The 18,996-nt window shown below is 48.7% G+C and carries 32 protein-coding genes; 31 read left to right on the plus strand and 1 reads right to left on the minus strand.

What is annotated here, in order from left to right; all coding sequences use genetic code 11:
* Window positions 1-35 precede the first annotated feature (35 nt).
* The 31 genes from rpsG (at window position 36) to rplQ (ending at window position 17,940) form a co-directional block, all read left to right on the plus strand.
* Window positions 36-506: a 30S ribosomal protein S7 gene (gene rpsG / locus KDN34_RS00935; protein WP_212595101.1), complete on the plus strand. Its 471-nt coding sequence runs from the start codon at window positions 36-38 to the stop codon at window positions 504-506.
* Between the two features lie 76 nt (window positions 507-582).
* On the plus strand, window positions 583-2,679 hold the full coding sequence (gene fusA, locus KDN34_RS00940) for an elongation factor G (RefSeq protein WP_212595102.1): 2,097 nt from the start codon (window positions 583-585) through the stop codon (window positions 2,677-2,679).
* 77 nt (window positions 2,680-2,756) lie between these two features.
* On the plus strand, window positions 2,757-3,941 hold the full coding sequence (gene tuf, locus KDN34_RS00945; protein ID WP_212595092.1) for an elongation factor Tu: 1,185 nt from the start codon (window positions 2,757-2,759) through the stop codon (window positions 3,939-3,941).
* 377 nt (window positions 3,942-4,318) lie between these two features.
* Window positions 4,319-4,630, plus strand: a complete 312-nt coding sequence (rpsJ, locus tag KDN34_RS00950; RefSeq protein WP_133040234.1) for a 30S ribosomal protein S10 — start codon at window positions 4,319-4,321, stop codon at window positions 4,628-4,630.
* A 27-nt stretch (window positions 4,631-4,657) separates the two neighbouring features.
* Window positions 4,658-5,296, plus strand: coding sequence for a 50S ribosomal protein L3 (gene rplC / locus KDN34_RS00955; RefSeq protein WP_212595103.1), 639 nt, complete (start codon window positions 4,658-4,660; stop codon window positions 5,294-5,296).
* 17 nt (window positions 5,297-5,313) lie between these two features.
* Entirely contained in the window at window positions 5,314-5,919 is a 606-nt protein-coding gene (gene rplD / locus KDN34_RS00960) for a 50S ribosomal protein L4 (RefSeq protein WP_212595104.1), read from the plus strand.
* Window positions 5,916-6,218, plus strand: coding sequence for a 50S ribosomal protein L23 (gene rplW, locus KDN34_RS00965; protein WP_212595105.1), 303 nt, complete (start codon window positions 5,916-5,918; stop codon window positions 6,216-6,218). Before rplD ends, rplW begins: the two co-directional genes overlap by 4 nt.
* Before the next feature lie 16 nt (window positions 6,219-6,234).
* Entirely contained in the window at window positions 6,235-7,059 is an 825-nt protein-coding gene (gene rplB / locus KDN34_RS00970) for a 50S ribosomal protein L2 (protein WP_212595106.1), read from the plus strand.
* A gap of 15 nt (window positions 7,060-7,074) precedes the next feature.
* Window positions 7,075-7,353, plus strand: coding sequence for a 30S ribosomal protein S19 (gene rpsS, locus KDN34_RS00975; protein WP_011758338.1), 279 nt, complete (start codon window positions 7,075-7,077; stop codon window positions 7,351-7,353).
* A 15-nt stretch (window positions 7,354-7,368) separates the two neighbouring features.
* Entirely contained in the window at window positions 7,369-7,701 is a 333-nt protein-coding gene (gene rplV / locus KDN34_RS00980) for a 50S ribosomal protein L22 (RefSeq protein WP_212595107.1), read from the plus strand.
* 9 nt (window positions 7,702-7,710) lie between these two features.
* Window positions 7,711-8,403 (plus strand): 30S ribosomal protein S3, encoded by a 693-nt coding sequence (gene rpsC, locus KDN34_RS00985; protein ID WP_212595108.1) that lies wholly within the window; start codon window positions 7,711-7,713, stop codon window positions 8,401-8,403.
* Between the two features lie 11 nt (window positions 8,404-8,414).
* Window positions 8,415-8,825 carry a 50S ribosomal protein L16 gene (gene rplP / locus KDN34_RS00990; RefSeq protein WP_212595109.1) on the plus strand — a complete coding sequence of 137 codons (411 nt, stop codon included), beginning with the start codon at window positions 8,415-8,417 and terminating at the stop codon, window positions 8,823-8,825.
* Complete coding sequence (gene rpmC, locus KDN34_RS00995) at window positions 8,825-9,016, plus strand: 50S ribosomal protein L29 (RefSeq protein WP_011758342.1); 192 nt, start codon at window positions 8,825-8,827, stop codon at window positions 9,014-9,016. The genes rplP and rpmC overlap by 1 nt, the downstream gene beginning before the upstream one ends.
* Entirely contained in the window at window positions 9,016-9,264 is a 249-nt protein-coding gene (gene rpsQ / locus KDN34_RS01000) for a 30S ribosomal protein S17 (protein WP_212595110.1), read from the plus strand. The genes rpmC and rpsQ overlap by 1 nt, the downstream gene beginning before the upstream one ends.
* Window positions 9,265-9,437: 173 nt before the next feature.
* Complete coding sequence (gene rplN / locus KDN34_RS01005; RefSeq protein ID WP_011715463.1) at window positions 9,438-9,806, plus strand: 50S ribosomal protein L14; 369 nt, start codon at window positions 9,438-9,440, stop codon at window positions 9,804-9,806.
* Window positions 9,807-9,817: 11 nt separating this feature from the next.
* Window positions 9,818-10,132: a 50S ribosomal protein L24 gene (gene rplX, locus KDN34_RS01010; protein WP_212595111.1), complete on the plus strand. Its 315-nt coding sequence runs from the start codon at window positions 9,818-9,820 to the stop codon at window positions 10,130-10,132.
* A gap of 12 nt (window positions 10,133-10,144) precedes the next feature.
* A complete protein-coding gene (gene rplE, locus KDN34_RS01015) occupies window positions 10,145-10,684 on the plus strand; it encodes a 50S ribosomal protein L5 (protein WP_212595112.1) in 540 nt (179 codons plus the stop codon).
* 11 nt (window positions 10,685-10,695) lie between these two features.
* Window positions 10,696-11,001 (plus strand): 30S ribosomal protein S14, encoded by a 306-nt coding sequence (gene rpsN / locus KDN34_RS01020; RefSeq protein WP_212595113.1) that lies wholly within the window; start codon window positions 10,696-10,698, stop codon window positions 10,999-11,001.
* Between the two features lie 24 nt (window positions 11,002-11,025).
* Window positions 11,026-11,421 carry a 30S ribosomal protein S8 gene (gene rpsH / locus KDN34_RS01025; protein WP_212595114.1) on the plus strand — a complete coding sequence of 132 codons (396 nt, stop codon included), beginning with the start codon at window positions 11,026-11,028 and terminating at the stop codon, window positions 11,419-11,421.
* Between the two features lie 10 nt (window positions 11,422-11,431).
* A complete protein-coding gene (gene rplF / locus KDN34_RS01030) occupies window positions 11,432-11,965 on the plus strand; it encodes a 50S ribosomal protein L6 (RefSeq protein WP_212595115.1) in 534 nt (177 codons plus the stop codon).
* 11 nt (window positions 11,966-11,976) lie between these two features.
* Window positions 11,977-12,327 (plus strand): 50S ribosomal protein L18, encoded by a 351-nt coding sequence (rplR, locus tag KDN34_RS01035; protein WP_212595116.1) that lies wholly within the window; start codon window positions 11,977-11,979, stop codon window positions 12,325-12,327.
* A gap of 12 nt (window positions 12,328-12,339) precedes the next feature.
* Complete coding sequence (rpsE, locus tag KDN34_RS01040) at window positions 12,340-12,843, plus strand: 30S ribosomal protein S5 (protein ID WP_212595117.1); 504 nt, start codon at window positions 12,340-12,342, stop codon at window positions 12,841-12,843.
* Window positions 12,844-12,849: 6 nt separating this feature from the next.
* A complete protein-coding gene (rpmD, locus tag KDN34_RS01045; RefSeq protein WP_212595118.1) occupies window positions 12,850-13,032 on the plus strand; it encodes a 50S ribosomal protein L30 in 183 nt (60 codons plus the stop codon).
* A gap of 3 nt (window positions 13,033-13,035) precedes the next feature.
* Window positions 13,036-13,470, plus strand: coding sequence for a 50S ribosomal protein L15 (gene rplO / locus KDN34_RS01050; RefSeq protein ID WP_212595119.1), 435 nt, complete (start codon window positions 13,036-13,038; stop codon window positions 13,468-13,470).
* A gap of 7 nt (window positions 13,471-13,477) precedes the next feature.
* A complete protein-coding gene (secY, locus tag KDN34_RS01055; RefSeq protein WP_212595120.1) occupies window positions 13,478-14,818 on the plus strand; it encodes a preprotein translocase subunit SecY in 1,341 nt (446 codons plus the stop codon).
* A gap of 22 nt (window positions 14,819-14,840) precedes the next feature.
* The gene (rpmJ, locus tag KDN34_RS01060) at window positions 14,841-14,954 is read left to right on the plus strand and encodes a 50S ribosomal protein L36 (RefSeq protein ID WP_212595121.1); all 114 of its coding nucleotides are present in this window, start codon (window positions 14,841-14,843) and stop codon (window positions 14,952-14,954) included.
* A 115-nt stretch (window positions 14,955-15,069) separates the two neighbouring features.
* Entirely contained in the window at window positions 15,070-15,426 is a 357-nt protein-coding gene (gene rpsM / locus KDN34_RS01065; RefSeq protein WP_212595122.1) for a 30S ribosomal protein S13, read from the plus strand.
* 14 nt (window positions 15,427-15,440) lie between these two features.
* Window positions 15,441-15,833 carry a 30S ribosomal protein S11 gene (rpsK, locus tag KDN34_RS01070; RefSeq protein WP_133040253.1) on the plus strand — a complete coding sequence of 131 codons (393 nt, stop codon included), beginning with the start codon at window positions 15,441-15,443 and terminating at the stop codon, window positions 15,831-15,833.
* A 33-nt stretch (window positions 15,834-15,866) separates the two neighbouring features.
* Window positions 15,867-16,487: a 30S ribosomal protein S4 gene (gene rpsD / locus KDN34_RS01075; protein ID WP_212595123.1), complete on the plus strand. Its 621-nt coding sequence runs from the start codon at window positions 15,867-15,869 to the stop codon at window positions 16,485-16,487.
* Window positions 16,488-16,511: 24 nt separating this feature from the next.
* Window positions 16,512-17,501 (plus strand): DNA-directed RNA polymerase subunit alpha, encoded by a 990-nt coding sequence (locus KDN34_RS01080; protein WP_212595124.1) that lies wholly within the window; start codon window positions 16,512-16,514, stop codon window positions 17,499-17,501.
* Window positions 17,502-17,541: 40 nt separating this feature from the next.
* Window positions 17,542-17,940 (plus strand): 50S ribosomal protein L17, encoded by a 399-nt coding sequence (gene rplQ, locus KDN34_RS01085; RefSeq protein WP_212595125.1) that lies wholly within the window; start codon window positions 17,542-17,544, stop codon window positions 17,938-17,940.
* Between the two features lie 68 nt (window positions 17,941-18,008).
* Here rplQ and KDN34_RS01090 read toward each other — a convergent pair whose 3' ends face one another.
* Window positions 18,009-18,872, minus strand: a complete 864-nt coding sequence (locus KDN34_RS01090; protein WP_212596475.1) for a YicC/YloC family endoribonuclease — start codon at window positions 18,870-18,872, stop codon at window positions 18,009-18,011.
* Window positions 18,873-18,996: the final 124 nt, after the last annotated feature.

An 18,996-nucleotide genomic window follows, 5' to 3' on the forward strand; every position in this document is an offset into this window, starting at 1 on the left:
GTTTTGGAAAAACCTGAAGTATACGGAGACATATCATGCCTAGACGTCGCGTAGTCGGTCAGCGCAAAATTCTGCCTGATCCAAAATTTAATAGTGAGTTGCTGGCGAAGTTCATCAACGTCATTATGCAAGACGGCAAAAAATCAACTGCCGAAAAGATTATCTACAAAGCATTAGATGTTATCGCTGAGAAAAAAGGCGAAGATCATCTGGTTCTTTTGGAAGCAGCCCTGGATAACGTCCGCCCAGCCGTCGAAGTTAAATCTCGTCGTGTCGGTGGTTCTACTTACCAGGTACCATGTGAAGTTCGTCCAGTGCGTCGTAACGCTCTGGCGATGCGCTGGTTAGTTGAAGCTGCACGTAAGCGTGGTGAAAAATCTATGGCTCTGCGTCTGGCTGGCGAAATGCTGGATGCATCCGAAAATAAAGGTGCTGCCGTTAAGAAGCGCGAAGACGTGCATCGTATGGCAGAAGCCAACAAAGCCTTTGCTCATTACCGTTGGTAATATCTTGCGCGGAATTTTTTTCCGCGCATTCTCTGGCAACACCGGGACTTCGGTTCCGGTAGAGAGGGTATAAATCGTGGCTCGTACAACTCCTATTGAGCGTTATCGCAACATCGGTATTTGTGCTCACGTTGATGCAGGCAAAACAACGACAACTGAACGTATTCTGTTCTACACCGGTTTGTCACATAAAATCGGCGAAGTACATGATGGCGCAGCAACTACTGACTGGATGGTCCAGGAGCAGGAGCGCGGCATCACGATTACTTCCGCTGCGGTGACGACATTCTGGCGTGGGATGGATGCCCAGTTCGAACAGCATCGCATCAATATCATTGATACCCCAGGTCACGTTGATTTTACCATTGAAGTAGAGCGTTCGTTGCGCGTACTGGACGGTGCGGTCGTAGTATTTTGTGGGGCTTCTGGTGTGGAGCCTCAGTCTGAAACCGTATGGCGTCAGGCAGATAAATATCACGTCCCTCGTCTGGTATTTGTCAACAAGATGGACCGTGCGGGTGCGGACTTTGATCGGGTGGTCAAACAGATCCGTAATCGGCTCGGCGCTACCTGTGTTCCCATTCAACTGAATATCGGTGCTGAAGAAAACTTTACCGGTGTGATTGACCTGATCAAGATGAAGGCAATCAACTGGAATGACGCTGATCAGGGGATGACCTTCACTCATGAAGATATCCCAGAGCATCTGCTCGCCAAAGCCACTGAGATGCGTGAGTATCTGGTGGAAAGTGCAGCAGAAGCCTCCGATGAGTTGATGGATAAATATCTCGAAGAGGGTGACCTCTCCGAAGAAGAGATCAAGCAAGCGCTGCGTCAGCGCACAATCAATAATGAGATTGTGCTGGCGACCTGTGGTAGTGCCTTTAAAAACAAAGGCGTACAAGCAGTTCTTGATGCTGTTATCGAATATTTACCTGCACCAAATGATGTACCTCCCATCAAAGGTCATGATGAATATGACAACGAAGTGGAACGTGTTTCTGATGACAAAGCACCATTTGCAGCTTTGGCATTTAAAATCGCCACTGACCCCTTTGTGGGGACGTTGACATTTATTCGTGTGTACTCTGGGGTACTGGAATCTGGCGCTGCGGTATATAACAGCGTTAAAGAAAAGCGTGAGCGCATTGGCCGTATCGTACAGATGCACGCCAATGACCGTAACGAGATCAAAGAGGTTCGTGCCGGAGATATCGCGGCGGCTATCGGCCTGAAAGAAGTAACGACTGGAGACACTCTGTGCGACCCTGATCATAAAGTGATTTTGGAACGCATGGATTTCCCGGATCCGGTAATTACCATCGCTGTCGAACCCCGTTCGAAAGCTGACCAGGAAAAGATGGGCATCGCCTTACAGAAACTGGCGATGGAAGATCCATCCTTCCGGGTTGAAACTGATGAAGAGTCGGGTCAGACTCTGATCTCAGGGATGGGTGAATTGCACCTGGACATTATTATTGACCGTATGCGCCGTGAGTTCAGCGTTGAATGTAACGTTGGTAAACCTCAGGTAGCTTATCGTGAAACTATCCGCGGTAGCGTGGAAGCAGAAGGTAAGTTCGTACGTCAATCCGGTGGCCGAGGACAGTTTGGTCATGTCTGGTTGAAACTGGAGCCTCTCGAAGAAGGCGCTGGTTATCAGTTTGTCAACGCAGTCGTTGGTGGTGTTATTCCTAAGGAATATATCCCAGCCGTTGACAAAGGTATTCAAGAACAGATGAAGAATGGTGTCCTCGCCGGATTCCCTGTCTTGGATGTGAAAGTCACGCTGTTCGATGGTTCGTACCATGAAGTGGACTCGAACGAAATGGCGTTCAAGGTTGCAGGTTCTATGGGCTTCAAAAAGGGCGCGCTGTTGGCAACCCCTGTGTTGCTCGAGCCTTGCATGAAGGTTGAAGTCACTACACCTGAAGATTACATGGGTGATGTTGTCGGCGATCTTAACCGTCGTCGTGGTCTCATCGAAGGGATGGATGATGGCGTTGCCGGAATTAAAATTATCCGTGCTGTAGTGCCTCTGGCTGAAATGTTTGGTTATGCAACAGATTTGCGTTCTGCCACACAAGGTCGCGCTTCATACTCCATGGAGTTCCTGAAGTATGCAGAAGCGCCGCAAAACGTTGCTAAGGCAGTTATCGAAGCTCGTACCTGATTTAGGAACGGCATAACTGTTATTTTGATTGTTTGCGTCAGGCGTTGCCTGACACATTTGAAACAAAGGAATATATCGTGTCTAAAGCTAAATTTGAACGTAGTAAACCCCACGTAAACGTGGGTACCATTGGCCACGTTGACCATGGTAAAACCACTCTGACTGCAGCTATCACAACTGTATTGGCCAAGACCTACGGCGGTGAAGCAAAAGATTTCGCAGCAATTGATAACGCACCAGAAGAGCGTGAACGTGGTATTACCATCAACACCTCACACGTAGAGTACGACACTCCAACTCGTCACTACGCACACGTAGACTGCCCAGGGCACGCTGACTATGTTAAAAACATGATCACCGGTGCTGCGCAGATGGACGGCGCGATCCTGGTAGTAGCTGCGACTGATGGCCCAATGCCACAGACTCGTGAACACATCCTGTTGTCACGTCAGGTAGGCGTACCTTACATCATCGTATTCATGAACAAATGTGACATGGTAGATGATGAAGAGTTGCTGGAACTGGTTGAAATGGAAGTTCGTGAACTGCTGTCTGAATACGACTTCCCAGGTGATGACCTGCCAGTGATCCAGGGTTCAGCGCTGAAAGCCCTGGAAGGTGAAGCCGAGTGGGAAGCGAAGATCATTGAACTGGCCGAAGCGCTGGATACTTACATCCCAGAACCCGTACGTGATATCGACCACCCATTCCTGCTGCCAATCGAAGACGTATTCTCAATCTCCGGTCGTGGTACAGTAGTAACAGGTCGTGTAGAACGCGGTATCATCCGTGTAGGTGACGAAGTAGAAATCGTGGGTATCCACGACACTACTAAGACTACCTGTACTGGTGTAGAAATGTTCCGTAAACTGCTGGACGAAGGTCGTGCCGGTGAAAACGTGGGTGTACTGCTGCGTGGTACTAAACGTGATGAAGTGGAACGTGGTCAAGTACTGGCAAAACCAGGCACAATCACTCCACACACTAAGTTCGAATCAGAAGTCTACGTACTGAGCAAAGAAGAAGGTGGTCGTCATACACCATTCTTCAAAGGCTATCGTCCACAGTTCTACTTCCGTACAACTGACGTAACCGGTACTATCGAACTGCCAGAAGGCGTAGAGATGGTAATGCCAGGCGACAACATCAAGATGGTAGTGACTTTGATCTGCCCAATCGCGATGGACGAAGGTCTGCGTTTTGCGATCCGTGAAGGTGGCCGTACAGTAGGCGCCGGCGTGGTAGCGAAGATCATCGCCTAATCAGGTCGAGATTGATGAAAAAGGAAGCCTCGGCTTCCTTTTTCTTTTGGTCCACTTGAAAAATAATAATTCCGAGCAATACTGTATTGGCCTAATAAATGCTGGTCATTAACAGAAATCTCTGTATAATATCGCTCAATTTTTGACAGCAAAGCTGTCGATTACATCGCCGGCGGCCTTGAAATCCTTAACAGGATCGTTATAATAGCCGCTCGCTTAATTGCTTAGGCGTTAAGTAGTTTGGTCGGTTGACTTAAATTACTCAAAAACGACTCCGATTGGGAGTCGAACGGTTAAATCATCTCACTCTGCCATTTTCCCAAAGGAAAATGGCTAGAGGGTGATTTTTTATGTGTCCATTTTAGGAGCTCTGGTCAATGCAGAACCAAAGAATCCGTATCCGCTTGAAAGGGTTTGATCATCGTTTGATCGATCAATCCACTGCGGAAATCGTTGAAACTGCTAAACGCACTGGTGCCCAGGTACGTGGTCCTATCCCACTGCCTACGCGCAAAGAGCGTTATACCGTTTTGATCTCTCCGCACGTTAATAAAGATGCTCGTGACCAATACGAAATCCGTACTCACAAGCGTTTGGTTGATATCGTTGAGCCTACTGATAAGACCGTTGACGCGCTCATGCGTCTGGATCTGGCCGCCGGTGTCGACGTTCAGATTAGCTTGGGTTAATTGAGATCCTTAGAAGAGGTTTGAGAGATGGCTATCGGTCTTATTGGTCGTAAAGTGGGTATGACCCGCATCTTCACTGAAGATGGTGCGTCAATCCCTGTTACTGTAATCGAAGTAGAAGCCAACCGCGTGACCCAGGTAAAAACTCTGGAAAGCGACGGTTATCGCGCACTTCAAGTTACTACTGGTGCCAAGAAAGCCAATCGCGTCACTAAACCAGAAGCTGGCCACTTTGCCAAGGCAGGCGTTGAAGCCGGCCGTGGTTTGTGGGAAATGCGTCTGGCAGACGGTGAAGGCGAAGGCATTGAAGTTGGTGCTGAGCTTAAAGTAGAAATCTTCGCTGACGTAGCGAAAGTAGATGTTACTGGTCAGTCAAAAGGTAAAGGTTTCCAGGGCGGTGTTAAACGCTGGAATTTCCGTACCCAGGACATGACTCACGGTAACTCTTTGTCACACCGGTCTAACGGTTCTATCGGTCAGAACCAGACTCCCGGTCGTGTATTCAAAGGCAAGAAAATGTCAGGCCACATGGGCGACGAGCGCGTGACCACTCAGAATCTGGACGTAGTACGTGTAGATGTTGAGCGTAATCTGCTGCTGGTAAAAGGTGCTGTTCCAGGCGCTGCCAACGGTGATCTGATCATCAAGCCTGCTGTTAAAGCTTAAGGTCTGAGGAGATAGTAATGGAATTGGTATTGAAAGACGCGCAGAGCGCTCTTGAAGTTTCCGAAACTACCTTCGGCCGTGACTTTAATGAAGCACTGGTTCATCAGGTAGTTGTAGCATTCGCCGCTAACGCACGTCAGGGCACTCGTGGTCAGAAGACCCGCGCTGAAGTACATGGCACTGCTAAGAAACCATGGCGTCAGAAAGGCACTGGTCGTGCCCGTTCAGGCGACGTGAAAAGCCCTATTTGGCGTGGCGGTGGTGTTACCTTCGCAGCCAAAACCCAAGATCATGGTCAGAAAGTTAACAAGAAGATGTACCGTGGAGCTCTGAAGAGCATCCTGTCTGAACTGGTACGTCAGGAACGTCTGATCGTAGTTGAGAAGTTCGGTGTTGAAGCTCCTAAAACTAAAGAGCTGAAAGCTAAACTGAAAGAAATGGACCTGGAAGATGTGTTGATCGTGACTCCTGAAGTTGACGAGAACCTGTTCCTGGCTGCCCGCAACCTGTACAAGGTTGACGTTCGTGACGTAGCCGGTATTGATCCAGTAAGCCTGATCGCATTCGACAAAGTGCTTGTCACCGCTGATGCTGTGAAGCAAATCGAGGAGATGCTGGCATGATCCGCGAAGAACGTATTCTGAAAGTTATTCTGGCGCCGCACGTTTCTGAAAAGACTACTGTTGTTGCCGAGAAAAACAACACTGTAGTTTTCCGTGTAGCTCTGACTGCTACAAAAGCAGAAATTAAAGCTGCCGTAGAAAAACTGTTTGAAGTGAAAGTTGAAGGTGTTCGCACTCTGGTCAACAAAGGTAAAACCAAGCGTCACGGTGCCCGTACTGGCCGCCGCAGCGACTGGAAAAAAGCCTATGTGACTCTGGCTGAGGGCGCTGATATCGATTTCCTCGGCGGCGCTGAGTAAGCAAAGGAGAATTTAAATGGCAATTGTTAAGTGTAAGCCAACCTCTCCAGGCCGTCGTGGCGTTGTTAAGGTTGTTAACAGTGACCTGCACAAAGGCAAACCTTTTGCTGGTCTGCTGGCTAAGAAATCTAAAACCGGTGGTCGTAACAACACTGGTCGCATCACTACCCGTCATATCGGTGGTGGTCATAAGCAGCACTATCGTCTGGTTGACTTTAAACGCGACAAAGACGGTATCGTTGGGAAAGTAGAACGTCTGGAATACGATCCAAACCGTACCGCTAATATCGCGCTGGTGCTCTATGCAGATGGCGAACGTCGTTACATCCTGGCTGCTAAAGGCATGCAGGCCGGCGATAAAGTTGTCTCTGGTGCAGCTGCTGACATCAAAGCTGGTAACGCTCTGCCACTGATCAACATTCCAGTAGGTTCTGTTGTTCACGCAGTAGAAATGAAGCCAGGTAAAGGTGCTCAGATTGCTCGTTCAGCTGGTGCATATGCTCAAGTTGTTGCCCGTGATGGTGCTTATGCAACTCTGCGTCTGCGTTCAGGCGAAATGCGTAAAGTACCCGTAGAGTGCCGTGCCACTCTGGGTGAAGTTGGCAACGCAGAACACATGCTGCGTCAGCTGGGTAAAGCCGGTGCTAAACGCTGGTTGGGCGTGCGTCCTACTGTACGTGGTGTTGTAATGAACCCTGTTGACCACCCACACGGTGGTGGTGAAGGTCGTTCTTCTGGTGGTCGTCATCCAGTATCACCATGGGGCGTACCAACCAAGGGTTACAAGACTCGTAGCAACAAGCGCACTGACAAGTACATTGTACGTCGTCGTAACAAGTAATTAAGAGGATTCGCCATGCCACGTTCTCTCAAGAAAGGTCCATTTATCGACCTGCACTTGCTGAAGAAGGTAGAGAAAGCGGTGGAAGCCGGTGACAAAAAGCCTATCAAGACTTGGTCTCGCCGTTCTATGATCATCCCACAAATGATTGGGTTGACCATCGCTGTCCATAATGGTCGTCAGCACGTACCAGTGTTCGTAACTGACGAAATGATCGGCCACAAACTTGGTGAGTTCTCACCAACTCGCACTTATCGCGGCCATGCTGCAGATAAGAAAGCGAAGAAGCGTTAATACGGGAGGAATAAGATGGAAGTTTTAGCTAAACATCGCTTTGCCCGTACGTCGCCTCAGAAAGCTCGTCTGGTTGCAGATCAGATCCGCGGTTTGCCAGTGGCAAAAGCGTTGGAAATTCTGACCTTCAGTCCAAAGAAAGCTGCCGTACTGGTCAAGAAAGTATTGGATTCTGCCATTGCTAACGCCGAACACAACGAAGGTGCCGATATCGACGAACTGAAAGTCGGTAAGGTATTTGTTGATGAAGGTCCAACAATGAAACGTATCATGCCACGTGCTAAAGGCCGCGCTGATCGTATCATGAAGCGTACCAGCCACATTACTGTGGTTGTATCAGACCGCTAGGAGAGAGCAATGGGACAGAAAGTACATCCTAATGGTATCCGTCTGGGTATCACTAAGCCTTGGATCTCTACCTGGTATGCTGATAAGGCTGATTATGCAGCCAATCTGCAAGGCGACTGGGAAGTGCGTAAGTTTCTCGAAGAGAAACTGAAAGCTGCATCAGTATCCAAGATTGTTATCGAACGCCCAGCGAAAAGCATCCGCGTTACTATTCACACTGCCCGTCCAGGTGTTGTGATTGGTAAGAAGGGTGAGGACGTTGAAGTGTTGCGCGCCGAAGTTGCCAAAATTGCCGGTGCACCAGCGCAGATTAACATCGCTGAGATCCGTAAGCCTGAACTGGACGCCAAACTGGTTGCTGACTCTATCGCTCAGCAGCTGGAACGCCGTGTAATGTTCCGTCGCGCTATGAAGCGTGCGGTACAGAACGCAATGCGTCTGGGTGCTAAAGGTATCAAAGTTGAAGTTAGCGGCCGTTTGGGCGGCGCTGAGATTGCGCGTTCTGAGTGGTATCGTGAAGGTCGCGTACCTTTGCATACACTACGTGCTGACATCGATTACGCTACTTCTGAAAGTCACACTACTTACGGTGTGATTGGTGTGAAAGTCTGGGTCTTCAAAGGTGAAGTTCTGGATGGCATCGTACCGCAGACAGTAGAAGAACCGAAGCAGCAACCTAAGCGCAAACCTCGTGGTAAATAGGAGAGCCGGTAATGCTGCAACCTAAACGTACAAAGTTTCGCAAAATGTTCAAAGGCCGCAACCGTGGTCTGGCGAACGGTACCGATGTTAGTTTCGGTACATTTGGTCTGAAAGCCGTAGGCCGTGGACGCCTGACTGCTCGTCAGATTGAAGCTGCGCGTCGTGCAATGACACGTGCTGTTAAGCGTCAGGGTCAAATCTGGATCCGAGTTTTCCCTGACAAACCTATTACCTCTAAGCCTCTTGAAGTGCGTATGGGTAAAGGTAAAGGTAACGTTGAATACTGGGTATGCCAGATTCAGCCAGGCAAGGTTCTCTATGAACTGGGTGGCGTTCCGGAAGATCTGGCCCGCGAAGCATTTTCGCTGGCTGCCGCGAAGCTGCCTATCAAGACTACCTTCGTAACTAAGACGGTGATGTAATGAAAGCGAGCGAACTGAGAGAAAAAAGCGTTGAAGAACTGAACGCTGAATTGCTTGGTCTGCTGCGTGAGCAGTTTAACCTGCGTATGCAACACGCCACTGGCCAGCTGGCTCAAACTCACCAGCTGAAGCAGGTGCGCCGTAACATTGCGCGCGTTAAGACCATTATTACTTCTAAGGCAGGTGCATAATGTCTGAGAAAATCCGTACTTTGCAGGGTAAAGTGACCAGCAACAAAATGGACAAATCCATCACTGTTGCCGTTGAGCGTCAGGTAAAACACCCAATCTACGGTAAGTACGTAAAACGTACTACTAAGATCCATGCACATGATGAAACCAACCAGTGCAATGAAGGCGATATCGTCACTATCCGTGAATGTCGTCCGTTGTCTAAGACCAAGTCTTGGACACTGGTTGAAGTAGTGAGCAAGGCCTAAGTTTTCTTAGGTAAACGTAAACGGCCCCATTCGGGGCCGTTTGTATTTTAGTACTATCCATTCCTATTCAATGGTGTTATACTTGCGCGCCCTTTTTGAGCGATTCCTCGCAAAAAAGTGGTGAAAAATGCCCCATGGTGGGGATGTGATGTAACGATAGCGGAGCACTTAAAATGATCCAAATGCAATCAACTCTGGATGTCGCATGTAACAGCGGCGCTCGCAGAGTTCAGTGTATTAAGGTCTTGGGTGGCTCTCATCGTCGTTATGCCGGTATCGGCGACATCATCAAAGTTTCTGTAAAGGAAGCAATTCCTCGCGCTAAAGCGAAGAAAGGTGATGTGTATAACGCGGTGGTAGTCCGTACTAAGAAAGGCGTACGTCGTCCAGACGGTTCTGTCATTCGCTTCGATCGGAATGCAGCTGTTCTTTTGAACAACAACCTGCAGCCGATTGGTACTCGTATCTTTGGACCTGTGACACGTGAACTGCGCTCCGAGCAATTCATGAAGATTGTGTCGCTGGCACCAGAAGTACTGTAAGGAGCTTCAAAATGGCAGCAAAAATCCGTCGTGAAGACGAAGTAGTCGTACTGGCCGGTAAAGACAAGGGTAAACGCGGTAAAGTTACCCAGGTTCTGCCTACTGGTAAGTTGATTGTTGAAGGCGTTAACGTCATCAAGAAACATCAGAAGCCTAACCCTCAGTTGGGTGTTATTGGTGGTATTGTTGAAAAAGAAGCGCCGATTCAAGCATCTAATGTTGCGATCTTTAACCCTGCTACTGGCAAGGGAGATCGTGTTGGTTTCCGATTTGAAGACGGTAAGAAAGTCCGTTTCTTTAAATCGAATAGTGAACTCGTTAAGTAATCGGAGTAAACGATGGCGAAACTGCATGATAAGTACAAAGAGACTGTTATCGCTGAGCTAACTAATAAGTTCAGTTATTCCAGTGTCATGCAAGTCCCTCGGATTGAAAAAATCACCCTGAACATGGGTGTAGGCGAAGCAGTTGCCGACAAAAAAATCATGGAAAATGCTGTCCGTGATATGACTGCTATCGCTGGTCAAAAGCCAATCGTAACTGTTGCTCGCAAATCAGTTGCAGGCTTTAAAATCCGTGAAGGCTACCCTATTGGTTGTAAAGTGACCCTGCGCGGCGAACGTATGTGGGAATTCTTGGAGCGTTTGATTGATATCGCTATTCCCCGTATTCGTGACTTCCGTGGTCTGAGTTCAAAGTCATTTGACGGTCGCGGCAACTACGCTATGGGCGTACGTGAGCAGATCATCTTCCCAGAAATCGATTACGATAAAATCGATAAAATTCGCGGTATGGATATTGTTATCACTACCTCAGCGAAGACTGACGAAGAAGGTCGTGCTTTGTTGAACGCTTTTAACTTCCCATTCAAGAAATAAGGGGTAGCGTAATGGCAAAACAATCAATGAAAGCACGTGAAGTAAAGCGTGCCAAACTCGTGGCCAAGTACGCTGAAAAGCGTGCAGCGCTGAAGGCTTTGATCGCAAGCCCAGCTACTTCTGACGAAGAGCGTTGGGACGCTGTCCTGAAGCTGCAAGCTTTACCACGTGATTCCAGCAGTTCGCGTCAACGCAACCGTTGTAATCAAACTGGTCGCCCACATGGTTACCTGCGCAAGTTCGGCCTGAGCCGTATCAAACTGCGTGAAGCCACCATGCGCGGTGAAGTTCCTGGTCTGCGTAAGGCCAGCTGGTAAGCCCTAGTCACGGAGTAAGCTAATATGAGCATGCAAGATCCTATTGCGGATATGTTAACCCGTATCCGTAACGGCCAAGCTGCTAACAAAGTATCTGTGAAGATGCCTTCCGCTAAGCTGAAAGTTGCGATTGCAAAAGTGCTGAAGGAAGAAGGTTATATCACTGACTACGCCGTAGCAGACGAAGGCAATAAGCCTGAACTGGAAATCACTCTGAAGTATTTCCAGGGCAAACCCGTTGTTGAGACTATCCAGCGCGTAAGCCGTCCTGGTCTTCGTATTTACAAAGGTAAAGACGAATTGCCAAAAGTGATGGGCGGACTGGGTGTCGCAATTGTGTCCACTTCTAAAGGCCTGATGACTGATCGTGCCGCCCGCCTCGCAGGCATGGGTGGTGAGGTTATCTGCTACGTAGCATAAGGAGCTAGGAATGTCTCGTGTAGCAAAAGCACCAGTCTCTATTCCTGCCGGCGTAGAGGTGACTTTAAAAGATCACAGCATTACCGTGAAAGGCGGTAAAGGCAGTCTGACTCGAGTAATCAACAGCGCTGTTAACGTAACCGTTGACAATGGCCATGTGACATTTGGCCCTGTAGAAGGTTACGAAAACGCTTGGGCACAGGCTGGTACAGCCCGCGCCTTGGTCAACAACATGGTTGTTGGTGTAACTCAAGGTTTTGAAAAGAAACTGAAACTGGTAGGTGTAGGTTATCGTGCCAAAGTAACTGGCAGCGACCTGGACCTGACTTTAGGTTTCTCTCATCCACTGGTTCACAAATTGCCAGCAGGCGTTACAGCTGAATGCCCAAGCCAGACTGACATCGTACTGAAAAGTATCGACAAAGAACTGGTAGGTCAGGTTGCGGCTGAAATTCGTGGTTATCGTCCACCAGAGCCTTATAAAGGCAAGGGTGTTCGCTACGATGACGAAAACGTACGCCGTAAAGAGGCTAAGAAGAAGTAAGGTAACGCGATATGGATAAGAAAACTTCTCGCTTGCGCCGTGCCACTCGCACCCGCAAGAAGATCCAAGAGCTGGGCGTTAACCGTCTGGTTGTACATCGTACACCGCGTCACATTTACGCTCAGGTAATCAACCCTGAAGCTCAGGTGGTTGCTGCTGCGTCTACCGTCGAAAGTGCGGTAAAAGAGCAGCTGAAATATACCGGCAACGTAGATGCGGCAAAGGCAGTAGGCAAAGCTATTGCTGAACGCGCGATCGAGAAAGGTGTCACTGTGGTGGCTTTCGATCGTTCTGGTTTCAAGTATCACGGTCGTGTTGCTGCTCTGGCAGAAGCCGCTCGTGAAGCTGGCCTCCAGTTCTAAGGGGTTAACACAATGGCTAAAGTAGAAACTCAGCAGAAAGACGATCTGCAAGAAAAGCTGATTGCAGTCAATCGTGTTTCTAAAGTAGTTAAAGGTGGTCGTATCTTCAGTTTTACCGCACTGACAGTAGTGGGTGACGGTAACGGTAAGGTCGGCTTCGGCTACGGTAAAGCGCGCGAAGTTCCAGCTGCTATTCAAAAAGCAATGGAAAAAGCCCGTCGCAGCATGGTTAACGTTGAACTGCACGAAGGCACTCTGCACCATCCGGTGAAGGGACGTCATTCAGGTTCACGTGTTTATATGCAACCAGCTTCAGAGGGTACCGGTATTATCGCCGGTGGCGCGATGCGTGCTGTATTGGAAGTAGCAGGCGTTCATAACGTTCTGTCAAAAGCATACGGCTCTACTAACCCGATCAACATCGTTCGTGCAACTGTAGATGCGCTGGTGAATATGAAATCACCTGCTCAGATCGCAGCTAAGCGTGGCCTGAATGTTGACGAAATTCGGGGGTAATGCACGATGGCTACTAAAACAATTAAAGTAACCCAGACTAAAAGTGCAATCGGTCGTCTGCCGAAGCACAAAGCGACCTTAACTGGTCTCGGTCTGCGTCGTATTGGTCACACTGTAGAACTGGAAGATACTCCAGCAATCCGCGGTATGATCAGTAAGGTCTACTACATGGTAAAGGTGGAGGACTAATCAATGCGTCTGAATACTTTATCTCCAGCAGCAGGCTCTAAAGCCTCTGGTAAGCGCGTAGGCCGTGGTATTGGTTCTGGTTTAGGTAAAACTGCTGGCCGTGGCCATAAAGGTCTTAAGTCACGTAGTGGCGGCAAGGTTCGCATCGGTTTTGAAGGCGGTCAGATGCCGTTGAAAATCCGTTTGCCTAAATTTGGCTTTACCTCGCGTATCGCTATGGTAACTGCTGAAGTTCGCATCGGCGAACTGGCACAAGTTAACGGTGATGTTGTCGACCTGAACGCACTGAAAGATGCGAATCTCATAACTCGCAACATCCAGTTTGCGAAAATTGTTCTTTCAGGTACCATTGAGCGCCCAGTGACCGTTCGCGGTCTCAAGGTTACCAAAGGTGCACGTGCAGCAATTGAAGCTGCCGGTGGAAAGATCGAGGAATAATACGTCGATGGCAAAACCAGGACTTGATTTAAAAAGCGCGAAAGGTGGACTCTCTGAACTGAAAGCTCGCCTCCTGTTCGTGATTGGTGCAATTATTGTGTTCCGTGCCGGTTCCTTTGTGCCAATTCCTGGTATTGATGCCGCTGTATTGGCAGAGCTTTTTGCTCAGCAGAAGGGTACCATCTTAGGCATGTTTAACATGTTCTCTGGTGGTGCTCTTTCCCGTGCGTCCGTTTTTGCATTGGGGATCATGCCTTACATCTCGGCATCGATCATTATGCAGTTGCTGACTGTGGTGCATCCTGCGCTCGCTGAACTGAAAAAGGAAGGTGAGTCAGGACGTAAAAAAATCAGTCAGTACACCCGATGGGGCACGTTGGTTCTGGCCACGTTCCAGTCTATTGGTATTGCAACAGGGTTACCAAATTTGGTCCAAGGCTTGGTAGTAAATCCAGGTTTTGGTTTTTACTTTGTTGCAGTTACCAGTTTAGTTACAGGTACTATGTTCCTGATGTGGCTTGGTGAACAAATCACTGAGCGTGGCATCGGTAACGGTATCTCTATCCTGATTTTTTCAGGTATCGTGGCTGGATTGCCTAATGCAATCGGAAAAACTGCTGAACAGGCTCGTCAAGGCGACTTGAACGTATTGGTGTTGCTGTTGATTGGTGTGATTGTCTTCGCCGTCACTTATTTCGTGGTGTTTGTAGAGCGTGGTCAACGTCGTATCGTTGTTAACTACGCGAAGCGTCAGCAAGGCCGTAAGGTGTTTGCTGCGCAATCTACTCACTTGCCACTGAAAGTGAACATGGCTGGGGTAATTCCACCGATTTTCGCGTCCAGTATTATTTTGTTCCCGGGTACACTGGCACAGTGGTTCGGACAAAATCCAGCATTGTCATGGTTGAGTGATTTCTCCCTAGCAGTGTCTCCTGGACAGCCGTTGTACTCATTGTTGTATGCGGCAGCGATTATCTTCTTCTGTTTCTTCTATACTGCGTTGGTTTTCAATCCACGTGAGACAGCAGATAACTTGAAGAAGAGTGGTGCGTTCATTCCAGGGATCCGTCCCGGCGAACAGACTTCGCGATACATAGATAAAGTGATGACCCGCCTGACCTTGGCCGGTGCGTTGTATATCACCTTTATCTGTTTAATTCCGGAGTTCATGTTAATCACCTGGAAAGTGCAGTTCTACTTCGGTGGTACTTCACTTCTGATTATGGTGGTAGTGATCATGGACTTCATGGCTCAGGTTCAGACCCATATGATGTCTCATCAATATGAGTCTGTGATGAAGAAAGCTAATCTGGTGACCAAAGCGAATTTCGATCGCTTCGGTCGTTAAGTTAGCTTTACGGAGTGATGAAATGAAAGTTCGAACTTCCGTGAAGAAGATCTGCCGTAACTGCAAGATCGTCAAACGTAACGGCGTTGTACGCGTAATCTGTGTTGAACCAAAACACAAGCAGCGTCAAGGCTGATGGAACCCCGGCCAGTCCTTTTGGGACTGGCCATTAAAATTTGTTTGCAAATTAGTCGTCTGTTGAGTATCCTATCGGGCTTTTCACAGATGGCCTTTAACTTAAGGAGTGCATAGTGGCCCGTATCGCTGGCATTAACATTCCTGATCAGAAGCATGCAGTCATCGCTTTGACTGCTATCTACGGCATCGGTCGTACCCGCGCTAAAGCAATCTGCGCGGCTACTTCTATTGCTGAAGATGCAAAGATCAAGGAATTGAGCGACGCTCAAATCGATACCCTACGCGAAGAAGTTGCCAAATACTCAGTAGAAGGTGACTTGCGACGTGAAGTTTCTATGAACATCAAGCGTCTGATGGACCTTGGTTGTTATCGTGGTCTTCGCCATCGTCGTAGCCTGCCTGTTCGTGGGCAACGTACTAAGACCAATGCGCGTACCCGCAAAGGTCCACGTAAACCAATTAAGAAGTAACGGGAAGGTAGACAATGGCTAAAGTTCCGTCACGTTCTCCGCGCAAGCGCGTACGTAAACAGGTTGCGGATGGCATGGCCCATATCCATGCTTCTTTCAACAACACAATTGTAACTATCACAGACCGTCAAGGTAACGCCTTGGCTTGGGCAACTGCCGGTGGTTCAGGTTTCCGTGGTTCACGTAAATCTACTCCGTTTGCAGCCCAGGTCGCTGCTGAGCGCGCAGGTACTGCAGCTCAGGATTACGGTGTTAAACATCTTGAAGTTTTCGTGAAGGGTCCAGGTCCAGGTCGTGAATCAGCCATCCGTGCGCTGAACGCTGTTGGTTATAAAATTACCAACATCACTGATGTGACGCCTATCCCTCATAACGGTTGTCGTCCTCCTAAAAAACGCCGCGTGTAATCGGCGATTCATTAGGATAGTTGGAGAAAGATCATGGCAAGATACTTGGGTCCCAAGCTCAAGCTCAGCCGTAGGGAAGGTACAGACCTGTTCCTGAAAAGCGGTGTGAGAGCAATCGATTCGAAGTGTAAGCTGGAAACAGCACCTGGACAGCATGGCGCTCGCAAGCCACGTCTGTCAGATTATGGTTTACAGCTACGTGAAAAACAAAAAGTTCGTCGTATTTACGGTGTGTTGGAAAAGCAATTCCGTAACTATTACAAAGAAGCTGCACGTCTGAAAGGCAACACTGGTGAAAACCTGTTGCAACTTTTGGAAACCCGCCTGGATAACGTTGTTTATCGTATGGGGTTCGGTGCGACTCGTGCAGAAGCACGTCAGCTGGTTAGCCATAAATCAATTATGGTAAACGGTCGTGTTGTTAACATTCCGTCATTCAAAGTGTCTGCGAATGATGTGGTAAGCGTGCGTGAAAAGTCACAGAAGCAAGCTCGTATTAAAGCTGCTCTGGAAGTGGCTGGTCAACGCGAAAAGCCTACCTGGATTGAAGTCGACAGCGCCAAAATGGAAGGTGCTTTCAAGCGCATTCCAGAACGTAGCGATTTGTCTGCGGAAATTAACGAACAGCTGATCGTCGAGCTTTACTCTAAGTAAGGCTAACTAACAAGAGAGGACACAATGCAGGGTTCTGTTACAGAATTTCTTAAACCGCGTCTCGTAGATATCGAGCAGGTTAACCCAACTCGTGCCAAGGTAACACTGGAGCCGCTGGAGCGTGGTTTTGGTCATACTCTGGGTAACGCGTTGCGTCGCATCCTATTGTCGTCTATGCCCGGCTGCGCGGTTACCGAAGTCGAGATCGACGGTGTACTGCACGAATACAGCAGTAAGGAAGGCGTACAAGAAGATATCCTCGAGATATTGCTGAACCTCAAAGGGTTGGCGGTCATCATTGAGGGTAAAGACGAGGCTTTGCTCACCCTGAGCAAAACCGGCGCAGGCCCTGTTACCGCTGCAGACATCACCCATGATGGTGATGTGACTATCGTAAATCCTGATCACGTTATCTGTCATTTGACAGGTAATCACGGTATCAGTATGCGCATCCGTGTTGAACGTGGCCGTGGTTATGTGCCTGCTTCAGCTCGCGCGCAGACCGAGGAAGACGATCGTCCTATCGGCCGTTTGCTGGTCGATGCTTCTTTTTCACCTGTTGAACGCATCGCCTACAATGTAGAAGCGGCCCGTGTTGAACAGCGTACAGACCTGGACAAACTGGTTATCGATATGACCACTAACGGTACTATCGACCCTGAAGAAGCCATTCGCCGCTCTGCAACCATTCTGGCTGAACAGCTGGATGCCTTTGTAGAACTGCGTGATGTTTCTGAGCCAGAGAAGAAAGAAGAGAAACCGGAATTCGATCCGATATTGTTGCGTCCTGTCGACGATTTAGAGCTCACTGTACGTTCGGCTAACTGTCTGAAAGCCGAAGCGATTCATTACATCGGTGATCTGGTACAACGTACAGAAGTAGAGTTGCTCAAAACGCCTAACTTGGGTAAGAAGTCTCTTACCGAGATCAAGGACGTCTTGGCTTCTCGTGGACTTTCATTAGGTATGCGTCTGGAAAACTGGCCACCTGCCAGTTTAGCAGATGACCTGTAAGTCTCTGACTTGTACAGATTTAGGTTATAAGGATTAAGTCATGCGCCATCGTAAGAGTGGTCGTCAACTTAACCGCAACAGCAGCCACCGCCAGGCCATGTTCCGTAACATGGCAAGTTCACTGGTTCGTCACGAAGTTATCGTGACGACTCTGGTGAAGGCAAAGGAACTGCGTCGCGTAGTTGAACCTTTGATTACACTTGCTAAGAGTGACAGCGTTGCAAATCGTCGACTGGCGTTTGCCCGCACCCGCGACGAAAGCGTCGTTGGTAAATTGTTTAACGAACTGGGTCCTCGCTACCTGGAACGTCAGGGTGGTTACACCCGTATCCTGAAATGTGGTCTGCGTACCGGTGATAAAGCCCCTATGGCTTACATCGAGTTAGTAGGTCGTCCAGAAGCTGCTGAAGCTGTAGAAGTTGAAGCTGCCGCTGAATAAGCGAACTTCAGGATGAAAAAAGCCGGGCTTAGGCCCGGCTTTTTGTTACTTATAAAAGAAGATGTCGATCATTCAACGTTCTGGATCTGCTCGCGCATCTGTTCAATCAATACTTTTAATTCGACCGCGGCGGCAGTGGTTTCTGTACTGATGGATTTAGACGCTAGGGTGTTCGATTCACGATTGAATTCTTGCATCATGAAATCCAGTCTGCGGCCTTCTGCACCACCTTTTTTTAGAATACGCCGAGCTTCTTTCACGTGCGCTTCCAAGCGGTCCATCTCCTCTGCGACATCGAGCTTTTGCGCGGTGAGTACCATCTCTTGTTCGATGCGGGTAGGGTCTAATTCTCCCTTAACCTCACTTAAGCGGCTTGTCATCTTTTCCCGTTGCCATTCGATAACTTTGGGCATCTGTTGTCGAACGATAGCAATTTGCTGCTCTACACCTTCCAATCGACTGAGCAACATAGTGTTAATTGCCTGTCCTTCGCGTGCTCTGGCTTCGAGGAATTGGTCAATAGCGCTATCGAATGCTGCTAACAGTTCCACGCCAATCGCATCCATGTCCTGCTCTTGTGCCGACATCACGCCAGGCCAGCGCAGAATATCCAATAACTCCAAACGACCCTCACTCGCTTCGTCTTTGACCCACTGTGCAGCTTTTAGCAGTTGCCGCGCCAAGTCCTCGTTGAGTGTTAGTTGGTTTTGCTGATCGCCCTTAAGTTCATAACGCAGGTTAACTTCTACCTTGCCTCGGTTTAACCGTTGACGCAATTTGTCGCGTAAAATGGGTTCAAGGCTACGTAATTGCTCAGGCAATCTTAAATAGGTTTCAAGGTAACGCTGGTTAACGGAACGTATTTCCCAAGACGCGGTGCCCCAGGTGGCTTTATGCTCAACGCGGGCATAGGCTGTCATGCTGTGGATCATATCAATATCCCGTAGGTCAGATTTCATGATAAGTACAAGATTATAAACGTCTGGCGGTTATGGTTAAAGGAAATCGCTGTCATTAGCCCGGTATTGGCCATCCGCCGTAGCACTCGTGTGAGTG

The sequence above is a fragment of the Shewanella yunxiaonensis genome, assembly GCF_018223345.1.
Classification (GTDB): domain Bacteria; phylum Pseudomonadota; class Gammaproteobacteria; order Enterobacterales; family Shewanellaceae; genus Shewanella; species Shewanella yunxiaonensis.

Excerpts from the sequence above, each read along its gene's own strand:
- rplO (WP_212595119.1), top strand. The coding sequence starts at position 13,036 with ATGCGTCTGAATACTTTATCTCCAGCAGCAGGCTCTAAAGCCTCTGGT.
- rplV (WP_212595107.1), top strand. The coding sequence starts at position 7,369 with ATGGAAGTTTTAGCTAAACATCGCTTTGCCCGTACGTCGCCTCAGAAA.
- rpsK (WP_133040253.1), top strand. The coding sequence starts at position 15,441 with ATGGCTAAAGTTCCGTCACGTTCTCCGCGCAAGCGCGTACGTAAACAG.
- rpsJ (WP_133040234.1), top strand. The coding sequence starts at position 4,319 with ATGCAGAACCAAAGAATCCGTATCCGCTTGAAAGGGTTTGATCATCGT.
- rplN (WP_011715463.1), top strand. The coding sequence starts at position 9,438 with ATGATCCAAATGCAATCAACTCTGGATGTCGCATGTAACAGCGGCGCT.
- rpmJ (WP_212595121.1), top strand. The coding sequence starts at position 14,841 with ATGAAAGTTCGAACTTCCGTGAAGAAGATCTGCCGTAACTGCAAGATC.
- rpsE (WP_212595117.1), top strand. The coding sequence starts at position 12,340 with ATGGCTAAAGTAGAAACTCAGCAGAAAGACGATCTGCAAGAAAAGCTG.
- rpsQ (WP_212595110.1), top strand. The coding sequence starts at position 9,016 with ATGTCTGAGAAAATCCGTACTTTGCAGGGTAAAGTGACCAGCAACAAA.
- rplQ (WP_212595125.1), top strand. The coding sequence starts at position 17,542 with ATGCGCCATCGTAAGAGTGGTCGTCAACTTAACCGCAACAGCAGCCAC.
- rplR (WP_212595116.1), top strand. The coding sequence starts at position 11,977 with ATGGATAAGAAAACTTCTCGCTTGCGCCGTGCCACTCGCACCCGCAAG.
- rplX (WP_212595111.1), top strand. The coding sequence starts at position 9,818 with ATGGCAGCAAAAATCCGTCGTGAAGACGAAGTAGTCGTACTGGCCGGT.
- rplB (WP_212595106.1), top strand. The coding sequence starts at position 6,235 with ATGGCAATTGTTAAGTGTAAGCCAACCTCTCCAGGCCGTCGTGGCGTT.
- KDN34_RS01090 (WP_212596475.1), bottom strand. The coding sequence starts at position 18,872 with ATGATCCACAGCATGACAGCCTATGCCCGCGTTGAGCATAAAGCCACC.
- rplD (WP_212595104.1), top strand. The coding sequence starts at position 5,314 with ATGGAATTGGTATTGAAAGACGCGCAGAGCGCTCTTGAAGTTTCCGAA.
- rpsN (WP_212595113.1), top strand. The coding sequence starts at position 10,696 with ATGGCAAAACAATCAATGAAAGCACGTGAAGTAAAGCGTGCCAAACTC.
- rplC (WP_212595103.1), top strand. The coding sequence starts at position 4,658 with ATGGCTATCGGTCTTATTGGTCGTAAAGTGGGTATGACCCGCATCTTC.
- rplW (WP_212595105.1), top strand. The coding sequence starts at position 5,916 with ATGATCCGCGAAGAACGTATTCTGAAAGTTATTCTGGCGCCGCACGTT.
- rplF (WP_212595115.1), top strand. The coding sequence starts at position 11,432 with ATGTCTCGTGTAGCAAAAGCACCAGTCTCTATTCCTGCCGGCGTAGAG.
- rplE (WP_212595112.1), top strand. The coding sequence starts at position 10,145 with ATGGCGAAACTGCATGATAAGTACAAAGAGACTGTTATCGCTGAGCTA.
- rpmD (WP_212595118.1), top strand. The coding sequence starts at position 12,850 with ATGGCTACTAAAACAATTAAAGTAACCCAGACTAAAAGTGCAATCGGT.
- rpsC (WP_212595108.1), top strand. The coding sequence starts at position 7,711 with ATGGGACAGAAAGTACATCCTAATGGTATCCGTCTGGGTATCACTAAG.
- rpsD (WP_212595123.1), top strand. The coding sequence starts at position 15,867 with ATGGCAAGATACTTGGGTCCCAAGCTCAAGCTCAGCCGTAGGGAAGGT.
- rpsH (WP_212595114.1), top strand. The coding sequence starts at position 11,026 with ATGAGCATGCAAGATCCTATTGCGGATATGTTAACCCGTATCCGTAAC.
- rpsG (WP_212595101.1), top strand. The coding sequence starts at position 36 with ATGCCTAGACGTCGCGTAGTCGGTCAGCGCAAAATTCTGCCTGATCCA.
- rpmC (WP_011758342.1), top strand. The coding sequence starts at position 8,825 with ATGAAAGCGAGCGAACTGAGAGAAAAAAGCGTTGAAGAACTGAACGCT.
- rplP (WP_212595109.1), top strand. The coding sequence starts at position 8,415 with ATGCTGCAACCTAAACGTACAAAGTTTCGCAAAATGTTCAAAGGCCGC.
- KDN34_RS01080 (WP_212595124.1), top strand. The coding sequence starts at position 16,512 with ATGCAGGGTTCTGTTACAGAATTTCTTAAACCGCGTCTCGTAGATATC.
- rpsS (WP_011758338.1), top strand. The coding sequence starts at position 7,075 with ATGCCACGTTCTCTCAAGAAAGGTCCATTTATCGACCTGCACTTGCTG.
- secY (WP_212595120.1), top strand. The coding sequence starts at position 13,478 with ATGGCAAAACCAGGACTTGATTTAAAAAGCGCGAAAGGTGGACTCTCT.